Origin of the sequence: Grimontia sp. NTOU-MAR1, assembly GCF_035758505.1 — a bacterium.
GTDB lineage: Bacteria > Pseudomonadota > Gammaproteobacteria > Enterobacterales > Vibrionaceae > Enterovibrio > Enterovibrio marinus.
This window is the reverse complement of the sequence record NZ_CP142108.1, coordinates 778,150-797,384: the sequence shown is the minus strand read 5'-3', so window position 1 is coordinate 797,384 and position 19,235 is coordinate 778,150. Positions and strand designations below refer to the sequence as shown.

At 46.3% G+C, this 19,235-nt stretch carries 17 protein-coding genes; 13 read left to right on the top strand and 4 right to left on the bottom strand.

The window, feature by feature from the left end; genetic code table 11:
- Window positions 1–50: 50 nt before the first annotated feature.
- The 5 genes from VP504_RS03540 (at window position 51) to VP504_RS03520 (ending at window position 7,059) form a co-directional block, all read left to right on the top strand.
- Complete coding sequence (locus VP504_RS03540; RefSeq protein ID WP_325892978.1) at window positions 51–2,339, top strand: hypothetical protein; 2,289 nt, start codon at window positions 51–53, stop codon at window positions 2,337–2,339.
- Between the two features lie 4 nt (window positions 2,340–2,343).
- Window positions 2,344–3,960 carry a M91 family zinc metallopeptidase gene (locus VP504_RS03535; RefSeq protein ID WP_325892977.1) on the top strand — a complete coding sequence of 539 codons (1,617 nt, stop codon included), beginning with the start codon at window positions 2,344–2,346 and terminating at the stop codon, window positions 3,958–3,960.
- A 240-nt stretch (window positions 3,961–4,200) separates the two neighbouring features.
- On the top strand, window positions 4,201–4,554 hold the full coding sequence (locus VP504_RS03530) for an Mpo1-like protein (RefSeq protein WP_062714952.1): 354 nt from the start codon (window positions 4,201–4,203) through the stop codon (window positions 4,552–4,554).
- 122 nt (window positions 4,555–4,676) lie between these two features.
- On the top strand, window positions 4,677–4,814 hold the full coding sequence (locus VP504_RS03525) for a hypothetical protein (protein ID WP_232314553.1): 138 nt from the start codon (window positions 4,677–4,679) through the stop codon (window positions 4,812–4,814).
- 223 nt (window positions 4,815–5,037) lie between these two features.
- Window positions 5,038–7,059, top strand: coding sequence for an alkyl/aryl-sulfatase (locus VP504_RS03520; protein WP_325892976.1), 2,022 nt, complete (start codon window positions 5,038–5,040; stop codon window positions 7,057–7,059).
- 109 nt (window positions 7,060–7,168) lie between these two features.
- On the opposite strand, the gene pyrC is transcribed toward VP504_RS03520, so the two are convergent.
- Window positions 7,169–8,197, bottom strand: coding sequence for a dihydroorotase (gene pyrC, locus VP504_RS03515; RefSeq protein ID WP_325892975.1), 1,029 nt, complete (start codon window positions 8,195–8,197; stop codon window positions 7,169–7,171).
- 721 nt (window positions 8,198–8,918) lie between these two features.
- Here pyrC and VP504_RS03510 point away from each other — a divergent pair.
- From VP504_RS03510 to VP504_RS03490, 5 genes are all read left to right on the top strand, one after another.
- On the top strand, window positions 8,919–9,431 hold the full coding sequence (locus VP504_RS03510) for an adenylate kinase (protein WP_325892974.1): 513 nt from the start codon (window positions 8,919–8,921) through the stop codon (window positions 9,429–9,431).
- 310 nt (window positions 9,432–9,741) lie between these two features.
- The gene (locus VP504_RS03505; RefSeq protein ID WP_325892972.1) at window positions 9,742–10,266 is read left to right on the top strand and encodes a DinB family protein; all 525 of its coding nucleotides are present in this window, start codon (window positions 9,742–9,744) and stop codon (window positions 10,264–10,266) included.
- Between the two features lie 27 nt (window positions 10,267–10,293).
- Complete coding sequence (locus VP504_RS03500) at window positions 10,294–10,908, top strand: LysE family translocator (RefSeq protein WP_325892971.1); 615 nt, start codon at window positions 10,294–10,296, stop codon at window positions 10,906–10,908.
- Between the two features lie 34 nt (window positions 10,909–10,942).
- Window positions 10,943–11,524, top strand: a complete 582-nt coding sequence (locus VP504_RS03495; RefSeq protein ID WP_325892970.1) for an NAD(P)H-dependent oxidoreductase — start codon at window positions 10,943–10,945, stop codon at window positions 11,522–11,524.
- Between the two features lie 21 nt (window positions 11,525–11,545).
- Complete coding sequence (locus tag VP504_RS03490) at window positions 11,546–11,989, top strand: GNAT family N-acetyltransferase (protein ID WP_325892968.1); 444 nt, start codon at window positions 11,546–11,548, stop codon at window positions 11,987–11,989.
- A 70-nt stretch (window positions 11,990–12,059) separates the two neighbouring features.
- Here the strand turns inward: VP504_RS03490 and VP504_RS03485 are convergent, their stop codons facing one another.
- From VP504_RS03485 to VP504_RS03475, 3 genes are all read right to left on the bottom strand, one after another.
- Window positions 12,060–12,965, bottom strand: a complete 906-nt coding sequence (locus VP504_RS03485; protein WP_325892967.1) for a glycoside hydrolase family 17 protein — start codon at window positions 12,963–12,965, stop codon at window positions 12,060–12,062.
- A 60-nt stretch (window positions 12,966–13,025) separates the two neighbouring features.
- A complete protein-coding gene (locus VP504_RS03480) occupies window positions 13,026–13,907 on the bottom strand; it encodes a glycoside hydrolase family 17 protein (protein ID WP_325892966.1) in 882 nt (293 codons plus the stop codon).
- Window positions 13,908–14,599: 692 nt separating this feature from the next.
- Complete coding sequence (locus VP504_RS03475) at window positions 14,600–16,603, bottom strand: methyl-accepting chemotaxis protein (RefSeq protein WP_325892965.1); 2,004 nt, start codon at window positions 16,601–16,603, stop codon at window positions 14,600–14,602.
- Window positions 16,604–17,047: 444 nt separating this feature from the next.
- Between VP504_RS03475 and hinT the strand changes: the two genes are divergently transcribed.
- Genes hinT through VP504_RS03460 form a run of 3 tightly spaced genes read left to right on the top strand, consistent with a single transcriptional unit; the run spans window position 17,048 to window position 19,226 of the window.
- On the top strand, window positions 17,048–17,398 hold the full coding sequence (hinT, locus tag VP504_RS03470) for a purine nucleoside phosphoramidase (RefSeq protein WP_325892964.1): 351 nt from the start codon (window positions 17,048–17,050) through the stop codon (window positions 17,396–17,398).
- Entirely contained in the window at window positions 17,398–18,840 is a 1,443-nt protein-coding gene (locus VP504_RS03465; protein ID WP_325892963.1) for a COG3014 family protein, read from the top strand. Before hinT ends, VP504_RS03465 begins: the two co-directional genes overlap by 1 nt.
- Complete coding sequence (locus tag VP504_RS03460; RefSeq protein ID WP_325893975.1) at window positions 18,840–19,226, top strand: YcfL family protein; 387 nt, start codon at window positions 18,840–18,842, stop codon at window positions 19,224–19,226. The genes VP504_RS03465 and VP504_RS03460 overlap by 1 nt, the downstream gene beginning before the upstream one ends.
- Window positions 19,227–19,235 lie beyond the last annotated feature (9 nt).

Sequence of the window (19,235 nt, the reverse complement as noted above, 5' to 3'; positions counted from 1 at the left end):
TTATGAACAGTTCATTTTACTCTTTTAACAATATAAAGAGCATATTCCTAATGAATCAAAAATTAATACCCAGTTTCGTTGCTCTGACTGTATTAAGTCCAGCTACCTATTCAATGTGTTTTATTGATGGTGTGTCTGATACGCAAAGCTTAAATAGCTTCGATAGCCAGCGCTTAGAAGGGCAGCTCCACCAACAGTTTTTCTCAGAACCTCAGTTTGGCTCTACATTCGGTGAGTTAGAACACTCTTCACAGCAACAGTTGTTTTCAGAGGCATGGCCTGCAACAGAAGAGGCATTAAACAGCGTACCGGCAGCGTCTGAAAGTGTGTTAAGTGCTCCTGCGATATTGAATCGTCTGGGTCAAGTTGGAAGTTCAACACTCGAAGTGCTTGGCCCAGTTGGCGATGCTTTTGCTGTGGGTGTGTGGGCAGAGAACATGGCGTCTACATTTTCCAATGAGTCGTCCACACGTTTAGATAAAACCGCCGCTGTTTTCTCGATTGTTCCACTGGTTGGTGATGAGCTAAACATGCTGTCCAACGATATTAAATACTTTGCAGCGAAAGAGAAAATTGGTGAGTTTGAATCTAAAACTCACTATGTTTTTAATGATCATCACCCTGATTTCAACCGATTCCATCATAAAAAAGAAGATGCAATTAAGCTGATTAATCAATACGACGCCCATGTTAAAGCATCGATTGAAATGTACATCGACCAACTGTTGCTTGCTGCGGATACGGAATATCGTCGTATTGCAGCGGGTTATGATCGTCAGCTTGTGAGGCAAATGGCGAGGATGGATCTGGAATACATCAAGGTTTATGGTCATATCTCAGAACAATCAAATCTAAATCAACCTCTGTGTTCTGAAGTGGGGGACAATCCGACTCATTTGATGAACTGTGTCAAATCACAGGGACAGGCGCGAATTCAGTTGATTGCACAGCAGTTGTCATCGTCAGAATTAAATCAACTTCGTTTAAAACTACACGAAGCCAAGCGCTCGCTTGTACAGACTGCGATGGATAACTTGCAGAGGCATAAAGAAACACTGCGTAATGAAGTCATCGGTCGTGCAAAGCACTATATTCCTCAAGTCTACCAATACGCGAGACTCAATCGAAGTTTGCTGGAAGAGAGGGCGCGAAAGAGTGGGTTGCGTGAATATGCAAAAGCAAATTGGAACGTGGATTATTTGTCCGAAGAGCAAATAAACACAGCGACATTTGAAGTGAGTCCAGCAAGAGAGTGTTGGGGAATACCTTCCGTTTATCCCGGTGGTATTCAAGCATCACTCGATGCATGTAAAGACTCAGGACCACTCTATGACACCTATCATATATCGAAAGATCAAGAGCTCGTGGATGTGATTAGGAAATCGCTGGACTTCGATGTGGAATCCTATGTGGAAACGAGGGTGAATAATGGCTGGGAGCCTGGGCTATTACGCGCTAAATTGGGTGATCAAGCTTACGCGTATGTATTTGGTCGACTTTCGAATCAAATGTTTGAAACCTTAGTAACACAATTATCCACCATCCAAGTACTGCCTTATCAAACAACCCTAACCGAGTATTTAAATAGTCAGGGGCTGGATGCCAACGACCCTGAACAGAGAAAAGACTGGTATCAGCTTAGCCGTTGGTACGAATTACTTTTGACTGAAAGGCCATCAGGAGATGTCTTAAGTAATATTAAGCTATATAAAGTATTCCGAGCTTTTATCAAGCCAGTATTCGAAGAAACAATCACCATGGCTTACATTCGCGATATTTATTACTCGATTCCTTATCCAAGTGTCTATTCAGCGAAAAACCTTCAATTTTATTCTCCGATTATGGCGAAGACTTTTGACAAAGTCGTAGTGGGTCCAGACGAGAATGCAGTGTTGAGAAGTTTAAACGCTGCGGTGGCAGAAATCATGCAAAAAGTAAGTGAAGTTAACACGGCAAATGAGTTGCATTATTTACTTGGCGATTTGGCTTTGTACGCGCAAATTGCTCAACACCAACAATCTGAAGCGCATGTGCTGACGACAGCTGGTAATGCTCCCCAACTGTTTAACAGCTCATTATCAGCAGTGAATAGGCAGTACCTCAATGATTCGCATTTGTATGCCCTTTCTCAGCAGGTGATGGCGTCGGAGCAACATGTTTTGTGGCAGATGTTATCTATTGTCGGTAGCAAATTATCTCAAGGTGATTTGGATTTGGCGATTACACAACTGGGTGATGTGATTCGGAGCAACGATATGACGATGCTTCCCCAGATTCATGAAGTTCTTGTTCAAGAGTTAGAAGAACTGATCGAACTACAGATTAAGATCGAGGGCTAGTGGGATGAAAATATTAGTAAAAATAGTTCCTATTGGTTTTATATTCTCAACATTAGTTGGAAGTGCTTTCGCTGGCGGCGGTGCAGACATGGGGGAGTTTTATGCTGCTCCAGATGGTGTGAAGGTCATTTACGGCTACAACTCTTCGCAGTACGGTAATCTCTATCGAGTATCGACTAACCTTTACGTTCAAACAAAAGATGACGCCTATCTGGAGGATATTAAACTTCTGATTCAAAGGCTGAAAATGTCACCGACTGGTCGAGAAGTATTGCGTCAAATCGCTGCTTACACACCAGTCAATGCGCCTGAGGATATCGTAGAGCCTCTTATTGAACATCTTCAAGGTGTTGATACAACTAGGGTGAACGTGGTTACTGTAATTCGCGAACCGGAAAGTGCTGGTCGCTTGTTCGAGACTATACCTTCCAACTTTGTTGATAGTCAAAAGTCCGTGCTTGTTTACCCTCGACAGTTTAATGGAAAAGGCGTGTCAAACACTGTGTTCTTTTCTACCAAAGAAGTGGTCAATATTCCGGGAACGGATAAGCCTTTTGATCAAGCGGTCGCGTTGGGCCATGAATTAATTCATGCTCGTGATTACGCTTCAGGTGCAATGCCTCAGGGGAGCGTATTACTCAGACATCGTCATCCTGAAACCGGGCAAGTCACGGAGTATTCGATTGACAATGCCGAATATCAAACGACGGGAATTTCCCATTACAACAATGCAGAAAGTGGCAGAGATGCTGAGACTGCGATAAGTGCGATTCGCAGTGACGTTGTTATGAGACGGGAAGATATGTATTTCCGTTGGAAATCTAGCGGGCAAAACAAACCAAAAGCGTATCTGAAAAATGAAAAGGTAGTCAGTGAGTTTCATTTGGCTGATGACCTTGGTGCATACAAGAGAAATACCTACTGGCCTGCAGGGCAGTACCAATATCACCCTTACACAGTAGAGGTCAGGCCGGCTGCAGCCGGGTCTCTCTCACCTAAGTGGGATACATTGGAAGGAAAGCAAGCTCATACCGAAGTGCGTCGAGCATTGAACCAGTCTTTGAGTGAAGGCAAAGAGACGGCGATTGTGCTTGTCGATGCGACAGAACAACGTTTGTCGCAAAGCTTGCAAAACTCTCCAGCGTTGACAAGACGAGGCCTAGGAAACCAAAGTGCGATCTTAAGCTATGCAGCTAAAAACAATATTAAAGTGGTCAATGCTTATAGCTCTGAAAATGAAACGCCCCTAGCGAGTTTGAAGAAGAAAAAACGCAGCCGAATGTACCGCGCGATGTCTGGGCAGTCCGAAAGTTCAAATGGATATAAAGATGTCCAGTTTAGTGTGGATAATCAATCATTGCTTTCACAAGAGCTTGAAGGCCAAGATACCGTGCTGGTTATGGCGTATTCTGATGGCCAAATGACAACAAACATTGTGGATAGCTTATCAGACGATCTCAATAGACAAGTGCTGGTGTCACGACATTCAAACCTAGATTACCAGCCTTCAAATCTGAATGCGGAAGAGAGTGCTGCCTGGTTGAATCTGCGAGAAAAACGGAATGTGAAAATGCTCGGATCCGGAAGCCGTAGCCGTTTCAACATTTGTAGTATTCAGTAATTCGCTTTTGACATTGTCACAGGAGCTACACTGTCGATTGTCATCTTTGCTGTACAGCTTGCGACCAATAATACATTGGCAGCCAAGTTAATATGAATGCCAGCGATAACATGCTGGCATAGTCTCTTTTTCGCTTGATAAGGGAGCAATATCTGTCAGGTAGGAATCGCCTTCATCAATTAAATTTGCGTGTTTACAGTTTCACCCTCTAAGAGGTAAAGCATCAGTCACGGAGGATACATGCCCCTTAACGAACTCATTGAACGGCAATGGAAAGGCTATTCAACGTTTCATCAATCGAAGAAAAACCTTCTCATCCATATCATCTTTGTTCCCTGCTTTATCTTAGGCTTTGCGTCTTTTGTGTTTTCACTACTTGGTCTTGATTTGATAGCTGCGCTGATGTCAGTGTTATTAATGGCAGTTTCATTCGGTTTGCAGGGGTTAGGACACAGCAAAGAGGCAAACCCGGCAGAGCCATTTACAAGCTTCAAAAATGCGATGTCGAGAATCTTGCTTGAGCAACTTTATACCTTTCCTAAATTTGTGGTGACGGGCAATTGGTACAGGGCGTTTGTCGCATCAAAGCATTAAGCGCTTCAGGTATAGGCGCTTAAAGGAAACCTAGTTAACAACGAGAGATAAACATGAATCCTGAACAGATAGGAAAAGCCTACGATCAAATCACTCATCTCTGGACAGATTAGGGCTTCAACATGACCAATGGTATTGCTCAGCATAAGAAAGCGATGAGCTTTGCAAAGCATCGGGGCAAGGCATTGGATATTGGTTGTGGCTGCACAGGACGGTTTATGGAGTTGCTGGTGGATGATCTGGGGCTCGCGCCAAAGTAACTCTTACCAAAGCCTCATGGAAAGGCGGCCACTCTGCACCGTCTTTGATTCCTACTTAACCACTTCCGTTCCCCTGTTTTCAAAACGAACAAGCGTTAATCGGTCAGTTTTGTCTTATATATAACTCATAGAGATGAATTGAATAAATTTCAGTTTATTTATGGTTATGTTTTGGGAGGGTAGATTACACCCATACCCAATACGAAACCCCAAGAGGTTCAATATGAAAACCCGATTCGCTCCTTCAGTTCTGTCTCTCGCTATCGTTGCGTCTTTCGGCGCTTTTGCCAGTGACTATGCATCTATCGATACCTACGAAGGCAAGCCTGCCTCTGAACACACCATCAATGCGAATGCGGCTGTGACGAAAATACTGCCTTGGAATGATACAACAGCGTTTGACCGCACCAAACGCGGCCTAATTGCTGAGTTTGGTACGCATGAAGCGGGTGAGTTGAAAAACCGTTTCGAATATATGACCGACATGTCTGTCGAAGATCTACCGCCTACCGTTAACCCATCAATCTGGCGTCAGGGTATGCTGAATTATGCGGCAGGCGGCCTGTATGAAGTGACTGATGGCGTTTATCAAATTCGCGGTGCTGATTTGTCCAATATGACAATTTACCGCTCTGATAACGGCTATGTGATTCATGACCCTCTGCTTTCACGCGAAGCGGCAGTGGCATCTTGGGCGTTTGCGAAACAGCACCTACCGGCAATTAACGGCGAACATAAAATCACAGGTATGATCTATTCACACATGCATGCTGACCACTTTGGCGGCTCCCGCGGTGTTTTTGAATCTGGCGATTTCGCTGTAGATGCAGAAATCTATGCACCGAATGACTTCATTAAAGAACTGGCGGACGAAAACGTGATTGCCGGCACTGCGATGGGACGCAGAGCGAACTATCAATACGGCACCACTTTGGATAACAACGCGAAAGGCATCGTCGATAACGCGCTGGGCTTGGGGACATCACGAGGAGAAGTGACGCTGGTGGCTCCGACAGAAGAGATTGAAGAGCGCGAGAAACTGATCACCATTGATGGCTTGGATTTCCTCGCAATCAATATGCCTGGCGCAGAAGCTCCTGCTGAGATCGTGCTTTATGTGCCTGAGTACCGCTCTCTGAACACCGCAGAGCTGACTTATGACGGTATGCACAATATTTACACTTTCCGTGGCGCAAAAGTCCGTGATTCACTGGTTTGGACCAAGTATCTCACTGAGCTGAAAATGCGTTTTGTAGACAGTGGCTTGGTCGACAACATTCACGCCGCTCACTCAGCGCCAGTGTGGAATGATGCTGATACCAAAGTAAATGAAATCTCTGACTACATGACGCTTCAGCGTGACAACTACGGCTTTATCCATAACCAAGCAATGCGACTGGCAAACCATGGCGTGACCATTCATGACGTTGGCCGTGAAATCGAGAAGATTGTTCCTCAATCTCAGATTGATACCTGGCACACGAACGGTTACCACGGTTCATACAGTCATAATGCCCGAGCAGTAGTTAATCTCTATCTTGGATATCACGACATGAACCCAGTCAACACCAACCCACTGCAGACCACAGAGAAGTCGTGTGTATATGTTGAAGCCGCTGGAGTAGATGCTTTCTACAAGGCTGGCATGAAGCACTTCAATGCGGGTGAATACCAGGAAGCGTCACAGTTGTTCAATGATCTGGTTCAGTGTGAGCCAAGCGACATCAAATACCGTTTTGCACTGGCAGACAGCTTTGAGCAGCAAGGTTATCAGTCTGAAACCATGGCATGGCGTAACAGCTATTTGCAAGGGGCCGTAGAGTTGCGTACTGGAGAGATACAGCCATCTCTTAAACTGGCTTCGCCAGATGTGATTGCAAATACACCAACAGGCATGTTCCTCGACTTTATTGCGGTAAGCATGAATGCGCCAAAAGCCGAGGCCGCGGGCTTAGACTTTAACTTCGGTGTTTACCACCCAGATTTGGGCGAGCGTTACTACGGCGAAGTATCTAATGCCAACATGGCCAATATCGAAGTGGATGAAATGCCAAAAGTGGATTTCGAACTCATCATTCACAAAACTGACTTTACCAAAGTGGTATTGGGTGAAACCAGCTTGGAAAACCTGATTAAATCTGGTCAAGCAGGTGTGAAAGGAGACGCGGAATTGTTGGGTAAATTGGCTGGCACTCTGGACAAATTCGATGGATTATTTGAAATCCTGCCAATGCCTAAGAAGTAAAATCACATTGTTTTAGAGTGAATTGCGAATTTTGAAACTGTAAACGCCCCGGCTTTTTCGAGCCCGGGCGTTTCTGTTTGGCTTTTCTGTATTCGTTTGTTTTAGCGAATTACTTAACTTTCCAGCTAACAGTTTCGCCAGCGCGGATTGGCACAACAATGTCAGAACCAAATGGCATGGTATCTGGCACTGGCCACTCTTCTTTGGTCAGCGTTACGGTGTCTTTATTGCGTGGCACACCATAGAAGTCTGGACCATTCTGACTTGCGAAGGCTTCCAGGTTCTCCAGTTTACCTTCTTGTTCGAACACTTCTGCGTAAAGCTCCAGTGCTGCGTGAGCGGTATAAGAACCTGCACAACCACATGCTGATTCTTTCGCGCCTTTCGCGTGTGGCGCTGAATCTGTACCCAGGAAGAACTTCTTGCTACCGCTGGTCGCTGCTTCCACGAGCGCTTTCTGGTGGGTATTGCGCTTCAGAATTGGTAGGCAGTAGAAGTGAGGTTTGATGCCGCCAACAAGCATGTGGTTGCGGTTGTACATCAGGTGGTGAGCTGTAATGGTTGCTGCAACGTTCTCGTTCGCGTTTTTCACGAAGTTTGCTGCATCTGCGGTGGTGATGTGCTCAAGGACGATTTTCAGGTTAGGGAAATCCTTAACGATGGGCGCCAGAACGGTATCAAGGAACTCTTTCTCGCGATCGAAGATGTCCACCTCGTGGTGGGTCACTTCACCATGAACCAATAGCAACATGCCCACTTCCTGCATGGCTTCAAGAACGTGGTAGATGTTCTTCGCATTGGTCACGCCTGAATCCGAGTTGGTGGTTGCACCGGCAGGGTAAAGTTTCGCAGCAACAACAGCGCCAGACGCTTTTGCTTTGCGGATTTCGTCTGGTGTGGTGTTGTCGGTCAGGTAGAGCGCCATCAGGGGCTCGAATTGCTCAGAAGGCTTTTGCGCCATGATGCGTTCGCGGTAAGCAAGTGCCATTTCAGTATTCGTCACAGGAGGAACGGTGTTTGGCATGATGAGCGCGCGACCGTTGTAACGGCTGATGTCGCGGACGGTATCTGTAAGCACTTCGCCATCGCGAAGGTGAACATGCCAGTCGTCAGGGCGAGTAATTGTAAGTGTGGTCATTAAGGCGTCCCTCCAGAGCTAAAATATCGGATTGGCGCCTGTCGGCAAGGAATGTGAAATAAAAAGCAAACGCTTGCGCTCAGGCGGCAGGATGATAGTGGAAAAGGGCTTTTATTTCATCTTCTTTCTCGATTTTTACTGTTTCCATGTGTTTTTATGAGAGTCGGAAAAGCCAGATAAACTGACAAATAGGGATGTTTACTGCTGCTAACTGAGTGTTAGCTATTAATACAGAATATTGTTGTAATCTTCTGTATTTAAAAGGGTTAATAGTTGACTTCCTTATTGGCATTGACAACTATAGGCGTATGAAAACGAATTCAATGCTCAAACTCATCCGAATTATCATCATTCCAAATGGGTCTGTTGGCCTTTGATGGTTGAATTTTGTTCTAGCGAAAAGCGTTTTAGGCGCGGCGAGGTGTATGCAGCCTAGTCATTCTAAGCAAGTACACCTCAACAAAGCATCAAACGCTTTTAGCAGAACCCTTCGGGCAGCGTTTGTGGGGACTTTCTGCTGCGTTATCGGCTTCTCATGTAGGCTAGCTACACATCGAAGCCTCTGCCTTGCATAAAATCCCTACAAACTGCTGCAAAAAACCATCATCAAAGGTCAACAGACCCTTAATGGTGGGGATGCTGTCGCGCGTTATATTTGCAGAACCCACCCAAGAGGTGGGTTTTCTTTTTTCTGCTTCTTGGTTTTTATCTTGGAGGCAACATGAAGAAAATAGCGGTATTTGGAAAATCAGGAAACGGTAAATCCACCCTTAGCAAAAAACTGGCGTCAGATACCGGGATTGCCCTTTACCAGTTGGACTCCATGCTTTACCAGAAAAATGGCGAGCAGGTGAGTCACGAAAGTTTTGAGGCAAAGCATGATGAGATATTGGCCTCGGTGAGTTGGATACTGGATGGTATGGGATTGCTCGGTTCGTTTAACAAACGTTTGGAAGCGGCAGATACGCTGGTTTATGTCGATCTGCCTTATTTGACCAGCTATTGGTTGGTCACCAAGCGACTACTGAAAGGTTTGTTCATCAAACCGGAAGGGTGGCCAAATGGAAGCTCGGTGCTCAAAGGCAGTTTACAGAGTTACAAATTTCTCAAACTGTCGCCGAAGTTTTGGAATGGCAAGTTCCTGGAAAGGCTTGAAGCCATGTCCGAGAACAAAAACGTGTATGTCATCCGCTCGGTAAAAGAACTGAATGAATTCGTGCGCGCTAAAGCTTGAGAAGCGAACGCTTGGAAAGAAATCGGTATACCCAAACGACCTGAAGATACTCGCATTCAGAGGTCATCAATGCGTTCAATTCGAGGCAAATTTTGCGAGGAATAGTGGTTCTATTTCCGTGGAATTTAACGAAGAAGTGGGCGCATTGAGGGCCTCCCTTCGGGCGAGTTGACTGACGCCGTGCTCTTTGTTGTTCCTTTTTGATGGAGATGACGACACCTGCAAAGGAACGCCGCAATCACAACGCCAGTCAACCTCGCTGAATCTGGCATCTTCAGGTTGTTTGGGTATATAAGGAAATAGGGTCGATATGAAAAGAGAGTTTGAGCTAATGGCAAAGTACAACCGGTGGATGAATGAGCAATTGCTAGGTCACATGGAAAATCTCAGTGACGAAGACTTGTATGAAGACAGAAAGGCTTTTTTTGGCTCTGCCTTTCATACCATGAGTCATATTCTGACGGGTGATTTGTTGTGGTTGAATCGTTTTACCCGCGTACCTAGCGAGGTGGCTCTGGAACAGTTGCTCAGCCGTTATCCTGCGCCTCCAAGCAACACCGTGCATTTGGTGGAAGGCTTGGCCTCTTTGAAAGTAATGAGGGCGTCGCTGGATGATGATATTTCCCGCTGGGTAGCGTCTATCCCGGAGTCGGAATTCAATAACAGTTTGATCTACCGAAATACGGCAGGGGCAGAGTATTCTGAAAATGTCGCCTCTGTGCTTTTGCATTTTTTTAATCATCAAACCCATCATCGCGGCCAGTTGACGACCTTGTTGAGTCAATCCGGCGATAACGACTATTTCACCGATCTTATCGCGGTTATCAGGCAGTAAAACTGTGTAGTTAAGGAGAAAGGAATCATGACCATTGCTTCTGGGCTCGCACTGTTTTTCGCTATGGCACTTTCCGCGCTTATTCCTGGCCCGAGCGTGTTTGCGACAATTTCGCGCTCGATGGGAAGTGGAATGAAGCAAGGTATGTTGCTCGCGCTAGGGATTCTGTTTGCGGATTACATTTTCATCTTCCTTGCGCTTTCGGGGCTTTCTGCACTATCGAAAGCGCTGGGTGAAGTGTCATTCGTCATCAAGTATGTCGGCATTGCCTATTTGTTCTGGCTTGCCTACGTCAGTTGGACAGCAGAAGTCCCTGAGGACGGAGAATCTGTCCCTTCGCAATCATCCAGGTTTTCGAGCTTGCTGACGGGAGTTGTGGTCGGTCTCTCTAACCCTAAAGCAATCTTGTTTTACATGGGCTTCTTCCCCGCGTTTGTGGATGTGACTCAAATCAGTGGGCTGCATGTGGGTGTCATTCTTCTGATTTCTACCGTAGGTGTGGGCGGTGTGTTGGGGATGTATGTCTATTCCGCGGCTAAAGCAGGCAAGATGCTGAAAAGTAAGCGTGAAAAGCAAATTCTGAACAAGGTGTCCGGCGGCTTTATGGCGTCATGTGGCGCGTTTTTGTTCGCCAAGTCTTGATAGAGCGACTGGCAATGAAACAAGGAAGAATGTCATGAAGTGTTTGGTGGTACTTTCGCACCCTCTTAAGGAAAGCTTGTGCAGTTACCTCTGTCAGGAAACGATTAAACACCTTGAGTCGAAAGGCTACAGCATCACCTTGCTGGATTTATATGGCGCTAACTTCGACCCAGTGTTAAGTGCAGAAGAAAGGCAAAGTTACTACGCCCAAGACTATGACCGAAGTCAGCTTAACAAAGAGCTTGAATTGCTGGTGGAGGCGGAATCTTTAGTGCTTGTCTTTCCTACCTGGTGGTTCAGCTTTCCCGCCATGCTGAAAGGCTGGATTGACCGTGTATGGGCGCCTGGCTATGCCTACGATCATGACGCGGAACTAGGGGCAATTAAGCCGAAATTGGGCAACCTCAAAGAAGTGAAAGTGGTAACCACGCTTGGCTCCCCATGGTGGGTGGATAATCTGGTGATGCACAAGCCGGTGAAGCGCGTATTGAAAACGGCCATTTTAGGTGCGTGCGCGAAAGATTGTAGGGTGACTTTCCTTTCTCTTTATAACGCCGAAAAGGCGGGTAGGAAGCAGGTCGATAAATTTGTCCAGAAGATCAAAGCGAAGTTTTAAGGTCAACAGTAGGGAGAGAAGATGGAAATCCGCAAAGTGATGTTAAGGGATTTGGAAGCGGCTCAGGAATTAGTGAGCTCGGTATCAGAAGCTGACGTTATGCCTTTGTTTAATGAACAAGGACAGGCTGAGTTCAAATCCCGAATCCTGCCAGATCTTGCAACCACTTTTGATGATTCTCGCTTCTGCACAGTCATCGCGTTGAACAAGGATGAAGCAGTCGGGTTTGCAGCGCTGCGTGAAGGGAATTATCTGACCCATCTTTTTGTAGCTAAATCTGCACAAGGCACAGGATTGGGTAAAAGGTTGTTGGAGCACGTTTTGACAACGTCGAGTGCGAATGAAATTGCACTCCGCTCGTCAGTGAATGCTTCTGCATTTTATGCATCGCAAGGGTTCGAAGCGACAGGGGAAGAGTCGGTTGTTAACGGCATTCGCTTCATACCAATGAGGTTATCGCGATAATGTTTGTCTGTTTAAGAAGCAAAGTGTAAGCGGGAAAAAAGAAGGGCGGTTAATCCGCCCTTCGTTGTAGTCAACCGTACAGAGACTGCATCACCAGTTTTGGTGTGCGGTCCACCTTGAACAGACCCCAGTGTTTTTCTGGCTCTTCAGGGTGGTTGTCACCTTTCCATGGCTCGTCAAACGCTTCGAAGACGAAGGTCAGGATCTTCTCATCGCGCGTCCATTGCAGCAGTTGGTCATAGTAAGCTGCCTGAAGCTCCTCAGAAGCATTCCATGCTTCAATACCACGGCCGTTAGAGGCGGTCGCCCAACCTGCTTCGGTGATTACTACAGGTTTGTTTGGATAGCGGTCAGCAACAGCGTAGTAGTTCTGTTTGGTGTACTCCAACGCGTCGTCGATAGTTTTATACTCCCAAACCGGGTAAGTGTGCAGGGAAATGAAGTCAATCACTTCAACCAGTGCATCCAGTTTGTATGTCCAAGGCACGTAGTTTTCACAGAAAGTGACAGGTTGGCTGATGTTGTTTTTCACTTTCTGTACGTGCTCGACCAGTTTCTCAACAGAGATCAGATGATCGGTCCATTCAACACTTGCTTCATTGCCGACTGATACATAGCCAACAACTTCTGGATATGCGTTTGCAAGCTCGATGAGGCGATCGATTTCTTCCTTGTTGTGCTGGCGGTTTTTCTCCAGCGTTTCTTCACTGAACTGTGCTCCCCAAGGGCAATTGGGGTTGTTCATTTCAGCCGCAACATCGGCGCCTAGCATTACTTTGAAATCAAGTCTTTCGTCGCGAATAACATCCAACACCAGCCTTGCGTGAGTACCGCAGTCGTATAGACGCAGTGCAGACCAGTTGTGGGAGAGGATAAGAAGGTCTTCTTTGATCTCTTGGTACGTTGGGTAAATTCCCTCACGAGGGTTTTGACCTTCACGATAGCCTGAGTAGCAAATGGCGTTTCTGTATTCCATAGCGCTTTTTACCTTAGTTTTCTTATGCCCGCAGAAAATTGCGGGCTCCTTAGAATGTGCTTAATCTATGGGGGAGTATTTAAAGTTGCCGTCTTTATCCCAAAGGCCCCAGTAAGCACCGACCGCGCCTTCCTTTTCCACCTTCCAGGCTTCATCGAAAGACGAGAAATAGAACACATCAATGTTCTCTTCTTCCGCCCATGCATAAGTATCAATAAAGTACTTCAGGGCGTTTTCTTCTGAAGGTGTTGAGCCGCGTTCAGGAACCCCTTCGTTTGGCCAGCCAGTCTCTGAAATAATCACTGGCTTGCCTTTGCCGGCATTCATGGCGCGGCGATACATTTCCTTCATATATGGCACAGCGAAGTCTATCGGACAGCCTTCCCAAAAGGGGTAACAGTTTGTCAGGATCACTTCGCAGGCATCAGCTACTCGCGGATGGTTCTCAAATAGGTAGTAGGCATCGACATAACCTACCTGAACGCCTGGTAATTCTGCCTTCGCGCGTTCGATGTAGCTGATAAGATCGTCTTCATGTATGTCTTCGCGAAGCAGCACTTCGTTGCCGACACCAAGAATGTCTACATAGCCTTCACGTGCTACTGCGATAGCGTTTTGTAGCTCTTCCTCATTTTTTTCATGTTTGCCGTCAATCCAAACGCCAACCATGGTTTTGAGGCCATACTCCTTGGCGATTTTTGGAATCAGCTCGTTTCCATCTGTACATGAGAAGGTACGTATCCAATTGACGTGTGGGGCGATAATCTGAAGCCTTTCGTGGATTTGTGCTTCAGTGATCTTTGACCCAGGCCCTTGTCCATCAACATAAGGGCTAAAAGAAATCCCATGGATTTTAGTGTCCACTAAATCCTGCGTTTTTTGCTTGAGGTAGCTCAGCCACTCCTCATCATGAGGAACAGCTCGGTTGATTCTGCTTGACACTCTCCAAACTCCCTTTCGGATAACCGCACTTCCTTTGAGTACTGTTATTCACTGTCGATTTTTTAATTCTTGTTAGATTGGCTATTCAGATCGCCTTGGGTAACAGCACCGAAAAACGAAAAGAAAGCGCTTTCTTTTCGAATTAAGCCATAGGACAGAAATATGACAACCCGTAATGTTGCGAACATGTACATGGATCACATTTGAATGAATGGCGCTTATACCCAAACAACCTGAAGATGCTCGCATTCAGAGGTCATTAATGCGTTCAATTCGAGGCAAATTTCGCGAGGAATAGTCGTTCTATTTCCGTGGAGTTTAACGAAGAAGTGGGCGTAATGATGGCCTCCCTTCGGGTGAGTTGACTGACGCCGTGCTCTTTGTTGTTCCTTTTTGATGGAGATGACTACATCTGCAAAGGAACGCCGCGATCACAACGCCAGTCAATATCGCTGAATCCTGCATCTTCAGGTTATTTGGGTATAAGTCCTTTTAAATATGCATATAAATGTATTATTTGTTAGTGAGGTGAGCAAAAACGTGAGAAGAGGAGGGCAGAAACGGCGTCACGTTTTATTGTCTGCTATACGTAACGGCAATTGCGAAGAAATTATCTGGAAGCTGATGGAAATTTAAAGTGGGCAATAGAAAAGCGGACTCAAGGTCCGCTTTTTTCCGCTTGAAGGTTTTACTTATACAGTGAAACGATGAACCAGTTCGTTTTGCGTAACGGCTTGGTGGTCGAGTCGCTCACTTGCACCTGCCACATCCTGCATGGCGGTGTAGCTGCTGTCGGCGATAAAGCTGATATGTTCAACATTACGGGCAATGTCAGCAGACGTGGTGCTTTGCTCAGAAGCTGCTTGAGCAATTTGGCTGCTCATATCACTGATCATCATAATGATAGCTTCAATTTCTTCCATTGCAGAGTTTGCGTCAGAAGCCTGGGAAACACTGTTGCTCATTTCTTCCACACATTCCTGCATCACCAAAACCGCCTGACTCGATTGGGTCTGCAGTTTGCTAATCATGTCTTCAATCTCGGAGGTTGAATCAGAGGTACGCTTTGCCAGAACGCGAACTTCATCTGCAACCACGGCAAAACCTCGGCCTTGCTCGCCAGCGCGCGCAGCCTCAATAGCGGCGTTAAGCGCTAACAGATTGGTCTGGTCAGCGATGTTGCTGATCACGTCTAGAATAGTTTCTATGCTTGCGGTCATCTCCTGAAGTGAAGAAACCACAGCAACAGAATCATCCAGGCGGCTTGAAAGCTGGTGGGTAGTGCTGATGTTGCGGGTCATGATTTTACGACCTTTAGTCGCTGCATCGCTCACTTCCATTACTTTATCCATGGTGTGGCGTGCACTGTTTGCAACGTCTTGCACTGAGTGCTCCATTTGAGTCATGGCTGCCGCAACGGCGGTGGTTTGCTGGCGCTGCTCATTAAGCTGCGCTTTCGCCGTCTGTGTGGTCGACTGGTTCGCTGCTGCTACCTCGGCTTGCTCTTCGGCGGCATCGCGGAGTTGTCGCAGAATGCCTTGAAGGTTTGAAGCTAGAGTATTGATGTGGTCTGCCAGTTGGCCAAATTCGTTGTGCTCTTTTACCTCGATGCGTTGTGTCATGTCACCTTTGGTGATGGCTTCCAGAACAGTTAGGGTGCTACTCAAAGGCTTACGAACACTTCGTGCAATGTGCCAGCCGATGAAGACTGTGATAGCAAGAATCAAAGCACCAATGAAGATAGTCTGGCGCACGCCGTTTTTAAAGGTGTCATTGGCCTGGGCAATGGACGCAGACATTACGCTTTCTGCCTGACCACGGAATTGGTCGAGAATGTCAATCGCCTTATCAACTTCTGCAGCCAAATTACCGATGTTGGTATAAAGCTCGTTGGTTGCAACAAGGTAGGCATAGTGCTGGTCAAGCACACCACCTTCACGGCTAACATCACGGGTAAAGGCATCAATGTCTTTCTGAAATTTCTCTTTCAACTCTGGAAGCTGCGAGGTCAGCGAGCGGAAGGAGTAGTTCAGTTGTTTCACACTGCGGCGGTTGCCATTCATGGCTTTCTCAACATCAGCCAATTTGTTACTGGCCAGCGCGTCAGATGTGTGAGTTTCTGTTTCCTGAAGCTTTTTGAAGTAGGTTTTCGAGATGATTTTAAGTGTCGTCGAACCATTGTTGGCTACAAAGTCCTGCATGCCAAGTGCAAGTGCTGTGTTCATGCGCTGGAATTGACGAGCCGCGGTGACGCCTTCTTCTTTTGCCGTTTGCTGACGTTGGAAGTTCCCAATAGCAATAGATGCTTCTGCAAAGTAGCGTTTTTCAATTTCGCGTAGCGACTCCAGTTGACTTTCGAGGCCTTCCTGGCCGGAAGAGGCTTGGTAAAGGTTTTTTAGCGCATTATCAAAACGTTGTCTTGCTACTTCAAAGTTTTCCAGTACCTGTTCGCTTTGCGATCCGTTACTGCTGGTCAGGAAGTCTTTGAAAATTTTATCTGCAGCGAGAAGGCTAACACTGGTTTCGTTGGATAAGGAAACTAAGGGGAGAGCTTCTGACGTCACGACCTCTAGTTGTTGGTGTATGTCCTGAGAACTTTTAAGATTGAGTGTGTTGGTTGCAACCAGACTGACTGCGAGTACCGCAAAGCCGGCATACATCCGACGAATCACAGAGCTTTGTCGTTTTTTAGCCATTTATATTCCTCCCACCAGTGGTTAACTGATGTCTCCCGAAACGCGAGTTCAAAGCAAAAGAAAAGGAACCCGCTTAATGATGACGCCAATGGTTATTCTTCTATCACGTTCCATGCTGGCCGATTGTCTGCCATCGGACTCGCTTGTTCTAACACATTGCTTTTCTTGTCATCCGCCAGTATTTCAAAAACTTTAAACTTAAAAAGGTCATTACTTTCTAACCTTTGAAGTGAGACGCAAATTTGTTGAGATAGTGGTTAATAAACAGCTAGTGGCTGATAACTGAAGTTGAAAGCTGCTTAAAGGTTGGACTGAAATTGTTACTTAAAATGAATATTTGAGGTAATGGCGAATAAAGCTGATAAAAAACACTGTTCATTATTGCTCAAACTCTATGTCTCTAGCATACTTACAGCTCTGTAACTGATTCATTTGGAGTTGCCCGTGGCTGAAGAAACCATATTCAGTAAAATCATTCGTAAGGAAATCCCGGCTGACGTTGTTTACCAAGACGATCTAGTAACCGCATTCCGAGATATCAACCCTCGTGCTCCAAGCCATATCCTTATCATTCCTAATAAGTTGATCCCTACCGTTAACGATATTGAAGCGGAAGACGAAGTGGCGTTGGGGCGGATGTTCACCGTGGCACGTAAATTGGCAGTAGAAGAAGGTATTGCAGAGGATGGCTACCGTCTGATCATGAACTGCAACAATCACGGTGGCCAAGAGGTTTATCATATTCACATGCATCTGGTAGGTGGTCGTCCTCTGGGACCAATGCTGATTGGTTAATGATTAGAAAGCTCTCCTTGGCTCTCGCTGACAGGCGAAGAGCCAATTTTTCGTTTGCAAAGAAATTGGTGGCATTCAGTCTGGCGCTCAGTTTGGTTGGATGCGCCAACCTTTCTGCACAGGCGCTGTTCAGCCATTATTCTGTTGCATTGCAACAACCACACGCTTTGGTTGCGCAAGGCGAATACCAACAAGCATTGGAGCAGTTACCGGATTCGCCAGATGGTGAAATTCTCGATGGTATGGAAAAAGGGCGTCTATCTCTGCTTTCCGGTAACCTTGAGCAAAGCAAAGTCGCGCTGGAACAAGCAGATTTAGCAGCAACGGAACAACAAGACAAAGCGATTATCCAACTCTCTAAAGGTGTTGATCAGTTAGGCGCTTTGGTGACTAATGACAATATGATCACCTATATGCCCCCGGACTATGAGTTGGGTTTTCTTCATTTTTACCTGATGCTGAATTACTTACAGGAAAATGATCTGCAAGGCGCATTGGTTGAAGCGAGACGCGCTAATCAGGTTCAGGAACGTGCGAAGATGCTGCGTGAGGGGGAGCTTCGTAATGCCTCAAAAACAGCGTCGAAAAATGGCATTGACGATAATGTTGGTGCGGTTCTGTCAAAGTACCCATCAGCGGGTAATCTACTAGGCTCAGTACAAAACGGCTATCTATTTTATCTTTCCGCGCTTCTCTACGAAGCGGAAGGTAATCTCAATGGTGCTTTTATTGATTACAACCGTGCGCTGGCCGTAGAACCTGAAAATCAATTTATTGCAGATGCTGCGAAACGGGTGGCTTTTCGTCAGGGGCGACGCGATGAACTGAAATTGCTTGAGAAAAAATACGGTAAGTATCAACGCCCGGACAGCACGAAGGGTCAGTTGGTCGTATTAAATGAACAAGGCGTAGTGAATGCCCGAGACTTCTGGCGATTGCCACTTTGGCTGTCTGACAGGAGGGGTAACCTAGAAGCGCATACAGTCAGTCTCCCGTACTATCGTTCTCATAGCGTTGCACCTCAAAGAGCTTTGACCGTGGATGGTCAGTCGGTAAAGCCAGAACAACTGGCGAATGTGAACGGTATGGCGCAAAACGCATTGAGTGAAGCGATGCCTGCAATGTCAGTAAGGCAAATCCTGCGCGTTGTGGCGAAAAATGAGATGCGTAAGTCTTTGTCAGAAAATGACGAAAGTGGCATTGGCAATCTTGTCGTCAACATTTTTAATGTTTTGAGCGAGCAACCGGATACAAGAAGCTGGCAGACTTTGCCTGAAAGTGCAGGCGTTTACAGCGGGTTTTATTCTAAAGGTCAGCACACAGTCAACGCTGACGGACAATCAATTAACGTAACCATCGAATCAGGAAAAACCACGTTAGTTTGGCTTTCCAGGCAGGGCGGTCAAGTGGTTCATTGGCAGGGGATATTAGGAGGCATATGATGAAATATGCAGCAGTTCTGTTATCAGCAAGTATGTTGCTGGCGGGTTGTGCGAACAACACAGCTGGCATCAGTATAGATAGCAGTAATCAGAATGTGGTGTTGGGAAATTCGGTGTTGGCGAAAAACCTCGAATTTGGCAACGCGAAAACCAGTGTCGTGAATGATCGACTGCTTGCACAGGTGATGGTGACCAATAAGAGTGATGAGTCCCAAAACCTACAGTACCGCTTTAACTGGTATGACGCTCAGGGTCTTGAAGTAGACAGCGGCAAGTCTCCGTGGCGTCAGTTTATCGTTTACGGTGGGGAATCCGTGACACTTCAAGGTGTGGCACTGAACCCAAATGCGAAGAACTTCCGTGTCTCGCTCAGAAATATTCAATGACTATAACGA

Excerpts from the sequence above, each read along its gene's own strand:
- VP504_RS03540 (WP_325892978.1), top strand. The coding sequence starts at position 51 with ATGAATCAAAAATTAATACCCAGTTTCGTTGCTCTGACTGTATTAAGT.
- VP504_RS03535 (WP_325892977.1), top strand. The coding sequence starts at position 2,344 with ATGAAAATATTAGTAAAAATAGTTCCTATTGGTTTTATATTCTCAACA.
- VP504_RS03530 (WP_062714952.1), top strand. The coding sequence starts at position 4,201 with ATGCCCCTTAACGAACTCATTGAACGGCAATGGAAAGGCTATTCAACG.
- VP504_RS03525 (WP_232314553.1), top strand. The coding sequence starts at position 4,677 with ATGACCAATGGTATTGCTCAGCATAAGAAAGCGATGAGCTTTGCAAAG.
- VP504_RS03520 (WP_325892976.1), top strand. The coding sequence starts at position 5,038 with ATGAAAACCCGATTCGCTCCTTCAGTTCTGTCTCTCGCTATCGTTGCG.
- pyrC (WP_325892975.1), bottom strand. The coding sequence starts at position 8,197 with ATGACCACACTTACAATTACTCGCCCTGACGACTGGCATGTTCACCTT.
- VP504_RS03510 (WP_325892974.1), top strand. The coding sequence starts at position 8,919 with ATGAAGAAAATAGCGGTATTTGGAAAATCAGGAAACGGTAAATCCACC.
- VP504_RS03505 (WP_325892972.1), top strand. The coding sequence starts at position 9,742 with ATGAAAAGAGAGTTTGAGCTAATGGCAAAGTACAACCGGTGGATGAAT.
- VP504_RS03500 (WP_325892971.1), top strand. The coding sequence starts at position 10,294 with ATGACCATTGCTTCTGGGCTCGCACTGTTTTTCGCTATGGCACTTTCC.
- VP504_RS03495 (WP_325892970.1), top strand. The coding sequence starts at position 10,943 with ATGAAGTGTTTGGTGGTACTTTCGCACCCTCTTAAGGAAAGCTTGTGC.
- VP504_RS03490 (WP_325892968.1), top strand. The coding sequence starts at position 11,546 with ATGGAAATCCGCAAAGTGATGTTAAGGGATTTGGAAGCGGCTCAGGAA.
- VP504_RS03485 (WP_325892967.1), bottom strand. The coding sequence starts at position 12,965 with ATGGAATACAGAAACGCCATTTGCTACTCAGGCTATCGTGAAGGTCAA.
- VP504_RS03475 (WP_325892965.1), bottom strand. The coding sequence starts at position 16,603 with ATGGCTAAAAAACGACAAAGCTCTGTGATTCGTCGGATGTATGCCGGC.
- VP504_RS03465 (WP_325892963.1), top strand. The coding sequence starts at position 17,398 with ATGATTAGAAAGCTCTCCTTGGCTCTCGCTGACAGGCGAAGAGCCAAT.
- VP504_RS03460 (WP_325893975.1), top strand. The coding sequence starts at position 18,840 with ATGAAATATGCAGCAGTTCTGTTATCAGCAAGTATGTTGCTGGCGGGT.